This window comes from Streptomyces sp. NPDC048442 (assembly GCF_040651475.1).
Taxonomy (GTDB): Bacteria; Actinomycetota; Actinomycetes; order Streptomycetales; family Streptomycetaceae; genus Streptomyces.
This window is the reverse complement of the sequence record NZ_JBEZKB010000005.1, coordinates 303,458-315,778: the sequence shown is the minus strand read 5'-3', so window position 1 is coordinate 315,778 and position 12,321 is coordinate 303,458. Positions and strand designations below refer to the sequence as shown.

Below are 12,321 nucleotides of genomic sequence, written 5' to 3'. Positions count from 1 at the left end.
CGGGCCGATGAGTGTCGCCGACGCACTCAAGGACCGGACCCGGATGCGGTGAGCGCGCCCGTGACGCGATCAACCTAGAACGATTCACGCCGCTCCCCGATCCGCTTCGCGCACCCGCTGTCCGGATCGCGCGGCGGACTTCCGGTCCTGGGCTTCCAGCCGCGGGCTTCCGGCCCCGGGCGGGGTTGTTCACTTCCCCCGGAGCGTCTGCGACGGCGTCTCGCCGAAACGCGCCCGGTAGAGGGCCGCGAACCTGCCGAGGTGCGCGAATCCCCACCGGTACGCGACCTCGCCGACCGTGGGAACCTCCGCGCCCCGGCACTCCCCCGCACCGCGTTCGAGCTCTTCGCGCACCCGGTCGAGCCGTACGTCCCGCAGGTACGCGGTCGGCGTCATCCCGACGTGCTCCCTGAAGCCCTCCTGAAGGCGTCGCACGCCGACCCCCGCGACGGCGGCGAGCGAGGCCGCCGTGTACGGCTGCTCGGGGTGCGCGTGGACGGCGTCCAGGACCCTCTTGACGGGTGCGGGGCGCAGCGCCTTCGCGGGGGTGGCCAGTTCCTCGCGGTACGGGTGGTCGGCCGCCAGCAGCAGCCCGCTGAGGAGGGTCTCCTGGAGCGGTGCGGCCAGCAGGGGCTGCGTCACCATGCCGCCGGCCTCGCGGGCCTCGGCCACCGCCCACCGCAGCAGCCGGGCCCAGCCCAGACCCGTGCCGCGGGAGATGTCGAGCTGCGGGGCGAAGTCGACCCGGCCGGGCAGCTCCCGGCCGAGCAGCCGCTCCAACTGGGCGTGCAGGGCCGCCGGTTCGATCTTCAGGGCGAGCAGTCGGCAGTCGTCGCTCCAGCGGTCGACGCCGGTGTCTCCCACCGGGGCGAACACGGCGGCGCGCCGCGCGGTGGCCACGGCTTCTCCCCGCCCCTGCTGGTTCCAGGCGAAGCTGCCGGACAGCGGCACGCTGACGTGGTAGGAGCCCAGTTCACCGACGCGCATCCGGATGTCGGTGCCGATGCTGAGGTCGCCGACCGTCAGGTCGCCCAGCTGCGCGCTGTCGATCCTGGCCTCGAACGCGTTCGGCCTGCCGAGCGGGTCGATGAGTGTGTCGTAGAACGGGCCGGCGATCGCCAGGCGCACCTCGTCGAGATCGGACGTCACGAAGGTCTCCACGCCCGTCAGGGTAGATCGCGGTCCGTGCCGCCCCGGCCGCTCTCCTCAGGAAATTCACTCGCGGGCAGGGCCCTGGCCAGGACACCATGCGCCCATGCCGAAGCCCCAAGGATTCAGTTATGTGCGGCGCCCTGACGGCACCGTCCTCATCACCCACCGCGAGCGTGCCGCGACGACGCTGCGGGGCGGCCGGGCGGAGAAGTTCCTGGCTGAGGCGGAGGTCGGCGACGGGCAGCTGGTGATGGCCCGGTGGACCGGCGCCTACAAGATCGGCAACGAACGGCAGGCCCGCAGCCACCCGCGAAACCGCTGATCAGACCCTCTTCACGGGCCTCAGTACAGGCTTCAGCACAGGCCCCAGTACAGGCCTCAGCACCGGCCCCAGCACGGCCCCGTCTCGGGCCCCGTACGGCCGTGCAGGGAATTCGTCGCAAGGTAAGGGAACGGCAAAGCCTTCCCGGTCGTTACCCCGGCATGACCGCAATGACCTCTGGCTCGAACATTCCGCTTCCCACCGCCCGCGTGGCCGTGGACGTGGCCGCCCCGGTGCGGCTCGACGTATCGGGCCTGCTGCTCACCGCCGACGGCAAGGTGCGCTCCGACGACGACTTCATCTTCTTCAACCAGCCCACGGGCCCCGGCGTGACCTACCGCTCCGGCGGCGGCACGGCCCCGGACGCGATCGTGATCGACACCGGTGCGCTGCCGGCCGGCATCGAGCGGGTCGTGGTCACCGCGAGCCCGGACGCGGCGGGCCAGACCTTCCAGGGCATCGAGCCCACCGCCACCGTGCGCGGCGCCGACGACAACAGCGTGATCGCGTCCTTCACGCCGCCGCAGCTGGGCTCCGAGACCGCCCTGGTCGTCGTGGAGGTCTACCTCCGCAACGGCGCCTGGAAGGTCCGTGCGGTCGGCCAGGGCTACTCCAACGGCCTGGCGGGCATCGCCACCGACTTCGGCGTCTCGGTCGAGGAGCCCGCCCCGGCTCCCGCCGCCACCCCTGCCCCCGCAGCGGCCCCGCAGGCGCCTTCCGCGCCCGTCGCGCCGCCGTCCGCCCCGACGCCGTCCTACGACCCGCGGGTGGCCGCCCCGCAGGCCCCGCCCGCCGCTCCCCCGGCCGCGCCCGCCCCGGCGCCCGCGGGCACCGGCAAGATCAACCTGGACAAGGGCCGCGTCAGCCTCCAGAAGAACCAGACGGTGTCCCTGGTCAAGGGCGGCAAGCCGCTGCTGTCCCAGGTCAAGATGGGCCTGGGCTGGGAGCCCGCGTTCCGCGGCAAGGACATCGACCTGGACGCGTCCGTCATCGCGTACGACGGGAACCGCAAGCACATCGACAGCTGCTACTTCGGCAAGCTGTCGATCCTGAACGGCGCGATCAAGCACTCCGGCGACAACCTCACCGGCGAGGGCGCGGGCGACGACGAGGTCATCGTGGTCGACCTCGGCCGGATCCCCGCGGAGGCCACGGGTCTGGTCTTCACGGTGAACTCCTTCACGGGCCAGAAGTTCACCGAGGTCGCCAAGGCCTACTGCCGTCTGCTGGACGCCGCGACGGGCGAGGAGCTGGTCCGCTTCGACCTGACCGGCGCCGAGCCGCAGACGGGCGTGATGATGGCGAAGCTGATCAAGCAGTTCAGCGGCGAATGGGAGATGACGGGCCTGGGCGACTTCGTCAAGTCCCGTACGGTGCGCGGCATGGTGAAGCCCGCCGCGCAGGCGCTGTAACGGCCGTCGGCGAGGTCGTGGGGGCGCGGGAGACGGTGGGGGACGGAGAGGCGGAGCGCGTGACCGATGCCACGTGCGAGAAGGGTTTGGGCGCGGATGCCCGGACGTAGTCTGGAAGGCATGTCCACCACCTCTCCGTCTCCGTCCGCCTCCGGGCCCGAAGCCTCCGGGGCGGACCGGGCGAACGCGGCGATACGCAGCCTCGTGGACGCGCAGACGACGGACGAGGCCTGGCCCTCGGAGGAGTACGAACTGCTTCTCGTCGAGTGGGCGGCCGCGATGCGCGACGACGCGGCAGAGCCCGTCTGCTAGCTCCAGCCGATTCCGGCCGGCTCCGGTCGTACCTGGTCAGCCCCAGTCGTACCTGGTCAGCCCCGGTCGTCCGTGGTCAGTTCCGGCCGGCTCCCGATTTCGCCGATTTTTCCACCCGAAACGCCTCCGCCCCGTATCCCGATCGTGATGATCGAAGTACGGGGCGGGGGCGTTTTTTCCCGGAGCCGCGGGGGCTCAGAGCTTGGTCAACTTGGAGAAGGGGCTGAGAATCCGCCCCTGACGCCCGGAGAAGTCGATGAGCACCGCGAGGTCTCCCTCAAGCGCTACGACTCTTCCGAGTCCGAATTGATCATGCGAAACCCGGTCTCCCACCTCATAGTTCTCAATGGGCGGGGCGGCCGGGGCCGGGACGTTGAAGGGACTGGACGGCAGGTGTCGCCGGGCTCCGGCTGGCTTTGTCATTACCTTCAGTATGCGCCCACCGGACGGCAGATGCCATGCCCGTCTCCCGGCCGCCTCCCAGGTCCGACCCCTCGCACCCGTCCCGTCAGCTCCTCCAGGGCCAGTCGGCGGACCGTCCGGCCTCAAGGAGAGGGACCATCCGGAAAGCCGCGTCGGTCAGCCCGCCGAAGGCGTGCCGGCCGGGCGTGCCGGACGGAGCGTGACCGGCCGCGTACCCCTCGAGGTTCCAGGTGTACGTGGGCACGTGGGCAGGGACCGGCTCGAAGACGCCACTCCGGCCGCCCCCGTACGACGCCTGCTCGTCGGTGACGATCAGGACCCGGTCGTGGCCGTCGTAGTGGCGGCGCACGGCGGCGGCCGTGCTGGTGCCGCCGAGGTCGCCGAAGCGCTCCAGGATCTTCAGGACGGACTCCCCCTTCGCGAAGTCCACCGGCTTGCTGTTCGAACCGAATTCGACGAGGTCCGCGGAGTCGGCGCGCAGCGCCAGCGACGTCCCGAAGATCGCCGCCGCGTCCGCCCGGTTGAGCTTCGAGCGCTCCGAGGCCGGCGACCAGAACATCGAGCCCGACCGGTCGACGAGGACCAGGGTGCGCCCCGGGAGGCGGGGCACGTTGGCCAGCGAGTGGCCGAGCGCCTGCTCCAGCGGGTACGCCCAGCGCAGCGACGGCGCGTGCTGGTAAGCGGCGAGGTAGCGGAACGGGAACTGCCGCCCCCTGGCGACGACTTCGGGGTCCGAGATCTTCGCCGCGACACCTGCCGCGACCGCGTCCGAGACACCGGCCTCGTCGAAGTTGCGGAGGTTGCGCAGCAGCGCCATGGTGCCCATCGAGGGGATCATCGCCTCCCACGCCTGCGCGTCCATCGGACCCTGCAGCCAGCCCGCGAGGGACTCCCAGGTCATGCCGGCCTCCGCCAGCCGCTCGGCGGCGTCCGCCTTGCGCAGGACGGCGCGCCGCTTGGCCGGTCGCAGGGACATCAGTTCGCGGTGTGCGGTGAGCGTCCGGTTCGACTTCGGCGCCACCGCGGTCTCCGGGTGGTGCCGGCGGTCCAGCGCGTACTGGAACAGCTCGCCCTGCCACGGCTTGGCGGGGTCGGGCGAGGCGTGCACCAGGTTGAGCACGTCGCCGAAGCGGAACCCCTTGGAGGCGGTGTCGTACTTCAGCAGCGACTTGCCGTGGTACAGCCGCTGGACGGCGTCGGCGACGCCGCGCTTGACGGGCTTGGGGATCGCACGGCCGTACAACGCGGTCCAGTACGCGAGGAGTTCACCTGGCTCGTCGGGCCGCTGCAGGACGGAGGCGACGACGGAACGGTTCGAAGGCCCTTCGCTCACGCCCGCGTCGAGCCGCGCCTTGACGTACTCGGCGGCGCCGACCACGGACGCGGTACGCATCTGTCCCTCGCCGCGCAGCCAGCCGAGCAGACCCGCGGTCCACTCGGGATCGCTGACGGCGAGCTCGCGCACGAGGGTCGCGAAGCGGGTGTCGCGGGCCTCGCCGGTCTCGTAGAAGGTGTTCTGCCCGACGAAGTTGGCGACCGCGAGGAGGAAGAGCTCCGACTTGGGGTCGCGGAGGTGTCCCGTGCCGCCCCGGTGGTTGACCGTGGTCGCGCCGGTCGTCGCGACGGGCGAGACACCGGCCGCCTTCGCGGTACGGGTATTGAAACGAGCCATGGTGAATTCCCCCGAATTCCCTTGAGTGCGGCTGGGTGAAGATGAGCGCATCGGATTTCCGCGGGGAAGCACAGCAGGAAGAAGAAAGGGGTGCCCGAGGTCAAAAGCGGCGACGGAACAGTCTGATGCTCTACCGCCTGAGCTACACCGGCCGAAGCCGGTGACGGGAGTCGATCCCGCAACCCTCAGATCCAGTGAAGTAACCGTTGCCTGCGCACCGGGCACCCCTTCTCGCGCTGAGCCTCCCGAGATCAGGACGGCTGCGGCGAGTTTTCTTGCAAAGAAGTAACCGCGGCCTGGCGCACCGGGAGGTGCGTGAAGAATGAAGTTGAGTGTGCCCAGAGTTCGAATTCGGCGGAACCGACATTAGGTGCTCTGGCCCCTGAGCTACACCGGCACGAATACCGGTGACGGGACTCGAACCCGCGACCTCCCCATTAAGAGTGGAAGTAGGTCCTGCCTGCGCACCTGGACACGTCCATGACTCTAGGAGTACGGACCCGGCACGCGCCAAGCATTTTCCGCCTGACATCGTCCTGGCATCGTCCGGACATCATGCGGTGCGTCACAACGCGCGCCGCACCGCAACCGCGCGCCCCTCGAATGGCGTCGCACACAGCGTCCGGCGACGCCGGGCGATCGGGAGGGGAGCCGAGGGAATGGCAGCCGCAGCATCCGCAGCCGGACCGGCGCAGTACCACATCGTCGCACCGCTCGGCGAGGGCGGAATGGGCCGGGTGCATCTCGCCCGCAGCCCCGCCGGGCGGCTGGTCGCACTCAAAACAGTGCACCCTCATCTGGCCGCCGATCCGCGGTTCCGGGAGCGGTTCCGCCGGGAGGTGGCGGCGGCCCGAGCCGTGGACGACGTGTTCACGGCGGCCGTCCTCGACTCCGACACGGATACCGAACTCCCCTGGCTGGCAAGCGAGTTCTGTGCCGGTCCGTCCCTGGTCGACGCGATCAGCGCGCTCGGCCCGCTGGACTCGGCGGCCCTCGGCACGCTCGGCGCCGCGCTCGCCGAGGCCCTCGCGGCGGTGCATGCCGCAGGTCTCGTGCACCGGGACCTCAAGCCCGCCAATGTCGTCATCACCCGGGACGGGCCGAAGATCCTCGACTTCGGCATCGCGAAGGACGCCGCCCACGAGTCCGGTGAGCCGCTGACCGGCACCGGTGAGCTGGTCGGCACCCTCGGCTTCATCGCGCCGGAGCAGCTCACGGGCGAGGGGGGCGGCGAAGTGGGGCCGCCCGCCGACGTGTTCGCACTGGGGTCGCTGCTCGCACTGTCGAGCACGGGCCGCAATCCGTACGGTTCGGGGACCGCCCCGCAGGTCCTGCACCGCACCCTGCACGAGCCGCCCGACCTGCTGGGGGTGCCGGACGAGGAGTGGCTCGGCTTCCTGCGGCGCTGCCTCGCGATGGCTCCGGCGGACCGGCCGTCCGTCGCGGAGGCGCTCGACTGGTGTGCCGGGCGGGCGGGCTCCGTACCGTGGTGGGAGGGGGAGGCGATCACCGGGGCGGTACGGGAGCACGAGGAGGCGATGGCCGAACTCGTCGCCGCCGAGCCGGAGTGGGAGGACGAGATCCCGGAGGCGTTCCGGGCGCCGCGCGCCCCCAAGGACGTACCGGCTGCGGCGGACGTACCGCATGCAGCACATACGGCGGACGCACCGGCGCCGAAGCCCGCTTCGCGCCGCCGTCGGTTTCTGGCCTGGGCGGGGGCGGCGGTGACGGCGGTTTCGGGTTCGACGACAGCGGCCGTGCTGCTGCTGGACGAGAGCGTGAAGACGCCCGGGGACGCCAAGGCCGCGGCCCCGAAGTGGAGTTGGCGCCAGGGAAGTACGGTCTGGTCCCGCGACCTCGGCTCCACCCTGGGCCACGGCGGAGCACTGCTGCTGCACGGCGACGCCCTGTACGTCAGGACGGACCGGACACTGACCCGGCTGAACGCGGCGACGGGCGAGGTCCGGTGGCGGTACGAGGCCGAGAACGGGAACCTGGGCAGCGTACGGCCGCAGGGGGACACGGTGTTCGTGCTGCGGCTGCCGATGAAGGAGCCCGAGATCGTCGCGCTGGACGCGGCGTCCGGGAAGCGACGCTGGTCGACCGGGGCCCCGGTCCTGAACCGTTTCCGCCCTGGCAGCATCAACCCTCCGACCAGCGAAACCGAGGGCGCGTCCGCCCACCTCAGCGTCTCACCGGCCGTCGTCTGCCTGGTCACGCACGCCACGGCGAGCACCCTGTGGGAGCGGCGCGCGACGAAGGGCAACCGCTGGCGGGCGTACGGATTCGGGGCACGGGACGGCGAACCGCTCTGGCACCGGGCGGGGACGGTGACGGGGGTCCCGGCAGTCCACCAGTACGGCGGCAGGCTCGCCGTCGCCACCTCCGAGCACCCGGTGTCGCTGCGGGACCCGGCGGGCGGCCCCCTGGTCGTGCTGCGGGACCGGGACGGCACGGTGGAGCGGGAGATCGAGGGCGGCTCGGTCCATCCGGAGGCGCACCCGGGCGCGTCGGGAATCCGTCACTATCCGGGGCGGTCCGCCGTGGAGGCGGTGGACCTGGCGACGGGGAAGCGGCGGTGGTCCCGGGCAGCGGGCGACGAGGCGACAGTCACTCCCGCCGCGACGGCCGGTCTGGTGCACACCGGCACCCACGGCGATCTGCGTGCCCTGGACGCGGCGACCGGCCGCGAGCGCTGGGCGAGGTCGGACGTCCGTCGCATCGACGACGATGACGAAACCCCGCCGCTGGTCGCGGACGGCCTCGTGTACGCCTCGGGCTCGGACCCCTCGGTGGCCGCCCACTCGGCGGAGCACTCGGACGGTTGGGGGCTCCACGCGCTGAACGCGGAGACGGGGAAGCTGGTGTGGGCGATGCCGGTGGACCGGATGAGCAAGGTACGGGCGGCGGCGGGCGGCGGCCGGGTCCACCTGTGCGTGGACCGCACCCTGCTGACGCTGCGCGGGCCTGCGGGGCCGTGAGCGGGTCCTCCGGCAGACCGGACGGACCCGGCAGGCCTGCCAGACCTGCCAGACCTGACAAGCCCGGCGGACCCGCCGGATTCACCGGGCCGCTCGCATGACCGCCCCCCTCCTACCCGAGGACCCCGCCCGTCTCGGCGGCATCCGGCTCCTGGGCCGGCTCGGCGCGGGCAGCATGGGCCAGGTGTACGCCGGGCGCACCATCGGGGGCCGGCTCGTCGCGGTGAAGACGGTGCACGCGCACCTGGCGGCCGAGCCGCACTACCGGGAGCGGTTCCGGCGTGAGGCGGCGGCCGCCCGTGCGGTCACCGGGGCGTACACGGCGGCCGTTCTGGCCGCCGACCCCGACGCGGCGGTGCCGTGGCTGGCGACCGCGTTCCTGCCCGGGGTGACCCTGCGCCGTACGGTCGCGGAGTGCGGCCCGCTGCCCGTGGCGGCGGTACGCGCCCTGGGCGCGGCCCTGGCGGAAGCGCTGGCCGGCATCCACGCGGTGGGCATCGTGCACCGCGACCTCAAACCGTCGAACGTACTGGTCACGGCGGACGGCCCGCGCGTCATCGACTTCGGCATCGCCCGGCTGAAGGACGCTCCCTCCGCGCTGACGGCAGCGGACGACATCATCGGCACACCGGGCTTCATCGCACGGGACTTGGTGGCCCACTGCCTGGCAAAACCCGCCTCCGGGCGCCCGACGGTACGCGAAGTCCTGGGCGCGCTGCGGGAGTCGGGGGCGCCGCTGTGGTGGCGGGAGGGAGCGGTCGGGCACCTGGTCCTGCGGTCGGCGCAGGCCCCCCCGTACCGGAAGAAGCCTCGGAGACCGACCCCGCCCCGGACCCCGTCCCTCCTCCCCTCCCCAGCCCCGCTCCCGCTCCCGCTCCCGCTCCCGCTCCCGCTCCCGCTCCCGCCCACAATCCCTGGCCCGCCCCTCCCCCGCACGGGCAGAGAGGCCGGGCAGAGGGGACCGGGTAGGCATCGGCGCACCTCACGGGCATGATCGTTCTGGCCCGTTGCTCGCCCCGCCCGCCAGACTCGTCCCCGCCCGCCCGAAAGGACCCCGAATCATGACCCCCTTCCCCGCCACCCGCCGCCGTGTCCTCGTCAGCGGTGCTTCCCGCGGGCTCGGCCGTGCCCTCGCGCAGGCCTTCGCCGCCAACGGCGACCGGGTCGCCGTGCACTTCGGTTCACGGCGCGCGGAGGCCGAGGAGACGTACGGTTCCCTCGCCGGTACGGGGCATGTGCTCGCCGGCGGTGACCTGTCCACGCCCGACGGGGCGCGGGCCGTCGCGGACGCCGCCGCCGAAGGGCTCGGCGGGCTGGACGTGCTCGTGAACAACGCGGCCGTGAACCTTCCCCATCCGCTCGCCACCACCTCGTACGACGACTGGGCGGACGCCTGGCACCACCACGTCTCCGTCAACCTCCTGGGGACGGCCAATCTCAGTCATCTCGCGGCCCGCCGGATCATCGGGCAGGGCGGCGGCGGCCGGATCGTCAATGTCGGTTCGCGCGGGGCGTTCCGGGGCGAGCCGGACCACCCCGCGTACGGCGCCACCAAGGCGGCGGTGCACGCGCTGGGCCAGTCGCTCGCCGTGCACCTGGCCCCGCACGGCATCGCGGTGGCGTCCGTGGCACCGGGGTTCTTCGAGACGGAGCGCGTCGCGCACCGGCTGGAAGGGGCGGAGGGCGAGGCGATCCGGGCGCAGAGCCCGTTCGGCCGGGTGGCGTCGGCGGACGAGATCGCGGCGGCGGTGCTGTGGCTGGCCTCGCCCGCCGCCGAGTGGGCGTCGGGGACCGTGCTGGACCTCAACGGGGCTTCGTACCTGCGTACTTGAGCCCACACCGAGGCGAAGAAGGTCAACTCGGTCAGAACGCCTTTATTACCAAGATTCAGTGCAGAATGCCTTGACCGGCGGATGCGACGGCAATAGACATGGCCTTACCGGCCGCGGTTCGGGGGAACCCCGCCGGGAGTACCGCACAGCGATTGCGAGGGGGCGAGCCATGTGGATGCCAGACAGGCCCGCGACCTCCACGAGAGCCGGCTGCTGCAGCTGGCCAATGTGACCGGAGTAGGCACCGGCAGGGACGAGTACTCGGGCGAGGACGTCATCGTCGTCTTCGTGACCCGCACCGTGCCCCGCGACCTGCTCCGCTCCGAAGACGTGGTGCCCGGGGAACTCGAAGGCGTACGTGTTCGCGTACTGGCGATCGGCGACGTCGAGTCCCAGGGCGGCGGCCTCTGAGAGAGGCCGCCCTGCCCCTGCACACCCGGCACCCGTGTACCTCCATGCACCCCTACATGTACCGGGGAAGAGGTGGTCTGGCGTGAGCCAGCCCGAGATGATGCGAGGACCCACCGGCGGGCAGATCAGTGACAGCTCCCGCCAGCAGGCGATGTCCGACTTCCTGCGCCCGCAGGCACCCCTCACCAACGTGGTCGGCTTCGGCCACGGCGTGAAGTGGGTCGACGGACAGCCGACCGGCGAACCCGCGCTGCTCGTCTTCGTGAGCCAGAAGGTTCCCGAGTCGATGCTGCCCGAGCGGGACGTCGTACCGCGGCAGATGGACGACGGCACCCCGACCGACGTGGTCGCGGTCGGCCATGTGACGGCGCAGCCGCAGCTGCGCCCGTCGCGGCGCGGGCCGCTCGGCCAGGAGCAGGACCAGTACCGAGCAGACGGCCGCGCGAACGGGCAGTCGGGGTCGATGTCGCAGCCGATGCTGGAAGAGATGTCCGAGCTCGGCGCGTTCGAGCCGCAGCTGCTCAAGCGGCGGATGCGCCCGTGCCCGTCCGGCTTCTCGGTCGGCAACGTACAGGTGACGGCCGGCACGCTCGGCAGCGTGGTGTACGACTTCCTGCCCGGCGCGACCACCGACCCGCCCGCAGCGGGCCTCGGCACGCCGGCGAAGTTCTACATCCTCAGCAACAACCACGTGCTGGCCGACTGCAACAGGGCCCCGGCACGCAGCCCGATCGTCCAGCCCGGATCCGCCGACGGCGGCCGGGCCCCGGCGGACCAGATCGCCATGCTGGACCGGTTCATCACCATCCAGTTCGCCCCGCAGATCCCGCTGGAGCGGCACAACAACATCGTCGACGCGGCACTGGGCGCGGTCGACTTCCAGGACGCGACCCGCGAACAGTACTTCAGCGGCGCGCCGAGGGCCTGGCGGCGGCGGACCAACATCGCGGTCGGCGACCGGGTCAAGAAGACCGGCCGGACCACCAACATCAGCTTCGGCCGGGTCATCGCGACCGACGCGACCATCGACGTGAACTACGGCACGGCGGGGACCGCCCGCTTCAAGGACCAGATCCTCACGACGAACATCTCGGCGGGCGGCGACTCCGGTTCGCTGGTCACCTCGCTGGACAACGTCGCCGTCGGTCTGCTCTTCGCCGGCTCCCAGGTCGTCACTGTGGCCAACCACATCGAGCACGTCCGCGCGCTGCTGCGCGTCGAGATCGCCGAGCAGCTGGCCTGACGGCTTCGCCCCGGCGGAAGGAAGGTCCACCATGACCACCCAGTCACGCAAGTCGTCGGCGTCCCAGGACAAGCAGCGCCGTACGGAACACCACTACCTCAACGCGCAGGGCGCGGAGGTCAAGACCCGCGACGAGGCGTTCTCCGCACTCCAGGACGTGTCCGCGGAAGCCGTCGCGGTGACCGCGAAGCTCCAGCTCAACAATGGGGCGACCACGTTCGAGATGGAGATCCGCTTCAACCCGAACACGTCGCCGTTCGTGATCACCGGCGGGCGCATCACGGCCGGTATCTGCGGGGCCCCGTGGGACATCACGGGCGGCTCGATCGGCAACCAGCTGCGGCTGGACGCGAAGCGGGCGGGCCAGGGGTCGTGTGCGAACACGATCACGATCGTCGGCCAGTACCAGAACCCGCCGTCCTACCGGGGCACGTACGGCTTCGACGGGTCGTCCTCGTCGTTCAACCACACAACCCTGTACAAGAGTTGACCCCGGCGCGGCACTGAACACGCGGACGGGCCCGGGAGATCGCCCCGGGCCCGTCCGTCGCGCGGGCGCCC

Annotated in this window: 12 protein-coding genes; 9 read left to right on the top strand and 3 right to left on the bottom strand. The window is 71.8% G+C overall.

Going from position 1 to position 12,321, the window contains the following annotated elements:
* Positions 1-189 precede the first annotated feature (189 nt).
* Positions 190-1,161: an AraC family transcriptional regulator gene (locus AB0D18_RS10930; protein ID WP_362415221.1), complete on the bottom strand. Its 972-nt coding sequence runs from the start codon at positions 1,159-1,161 to the stop codon at positions 190-192.
* Positions 1,162-1,255: 94 nt separating this feature from the next.
* On the opposite strand from AB0D18_RS10930, the gene AB0D18_RS10925 reads away from it, so the two are divergent.
* The 3 genes from AB0D18_RS10925 to AB0D18_RS10915 all read left to right on the top strand — a co-directional run bounded on the left by AB0D18_RS10925 (position 1,256) and on the right by AB0D18_RS10915 (position 3,198).
* Positions 1,256-1,474, top strand: coding sequence for a hypothetical protein (locus tag AB0D18_RS10925; protein WP_362415219.1), 219 nt, complete (start codon positions 1,256-1,258; stop codon positions 1,472-1,474).
* A 170-nt stretch (positions 1,475-1,644) separates the two neighbouring features.
* Positions 1,645-2,886: a TerD family protein gene (locus AB0D18_RS10920; RefSeq protein WP_362415339.1), complete on the top strand. Its 1,242-nt coding sequence runs from the start codon at positions 1,645-1,647 to the stop codon at positions 2,884-2,886.
* A gap of 120 nt (positions 2,887-3,006) precedes the next feature.
* Positions 3,007-3,198 carry a hypothetical protein gene (locus AB0D18_RS10915; RefSeq protein WP_362415217.1) on the top strand — a complete coding sequence of 64 codons (192 nt, stop codon included), beginning with the start codon at positions 3,007-3,009 and terminating at the stop codon, positions 3,196-3,198.
* A 195-nt stretch (positions 3,199-3,393) separates the two neighbouring features.
* Here the strand turns inward: AB0D18_RS10915 and AB0D18_RS10910 are convergent, their stop codons facing one another.
* Positions 3,394-3,621 (bottom strand): hypothetical protein, encoded by a 228-nt coding sequence (locus AB0D18_RS10910; protein WP_362415215.1) that lies wholly within the window; start codon positions 3,619-3,621, stop codon positions 3,394-3,396.
* Between the two features lie 85 nt (positions 3,622-3,706).
* On the bottom strand, positions 3,707-5,293 hold the full coding sequence (locus tag AB0D18_RS10905) for a TROVE domain-containing protein (protein ID WP_362415213.1): 1,587 nt from the start codon (positions 5,291-5,293) through the stop codon (positions 3,707-3,709).
* A gap of 659 nt (positions 5,294-5,952) precedes the next feature.
* On the opposite strand from AB0D18_RS10905, the gene AB0D18_RS10900 reads away from it, so the two are divergent.
* The 6 genes from AB0D18_RS10900 (at position 5,953) to AB0D18_RS10875 (ending at position 12,250) form a co-directional block, all read left to right on the top strand.
* The gene (locus tag AB0D18_RS10900; RefSeq protein ID WP_362415211.1) at positions 5,953-8,274 is read left to right on the top strand and encodes a serine/threonine-protein kinase; all 2,322 of its coding nucleotides are present in this window, start codon (positions 5,953-5,955) and stop codon (positions 8,272-8,274) included.
* 97 nt (positions 8,275-8,371) lie between these two features.
* Positions 8,372-9,268, top strand: a complete 897-nt coding sequence (locus AB0D18_RS10895; RefSeq protein WP_362415209.1) for a protein kinase — start codon at positions 8,372-8,374, stop codon at positions 9,266-9,268.
* 67 nt (positions 9,269-9,335) lie between these two features.
* Positions 9,336-10,106 (top strand): SDR family oxidoreductase, encoded by a 771-nt coding sequence (locus tag AB0D18_RS10890; protein ID WP_362415207.1) that lies wholly within the window; start codon positions 9,336-9,338, stop codon positions 10,104-10,106.
* 171 nt (positions 10,107-10,277) lie between these two features.
* Positions 10,278-10,517 carry a hypothetical protein gene (locus AB0D18_RS10885; protein WP_362415205.1) on the top strand — a complete coding sequence of 80 codons (240 nt, stop codon included), beginning with the start codon at positions 10,278-10,280 and terminating at the stop codon, positions 10,515-10,517.
* Positions 10,518-10,599: 82 nt separating this feature from the next.
* Positions 10,600-11,760 (top strand): hypothetical protein, encoded by a 1,161-nt coding sequence (locus tag AB0D18_RS10880; protein ID WP_362415204.1) that lies wholly within the window; start codon positions 10,600-10,602, stop codon positions 11,758-11,760.
* A 31-nt stretch (positions 11,761-11,791) separates the two neighbouring features.
* Positions 11,792-12,250, top strand: a complete 459-nt coding sequence (locus tag AB0D18_RS10875) for a hypothetical protein (RefSeq protein WP_362415202.1) — start codon at positions 11,792-11,794, stop codon at positions 12,248-12,250.
* Positions 12,251-12,321 lie beyond the last annotated feature (71 nt).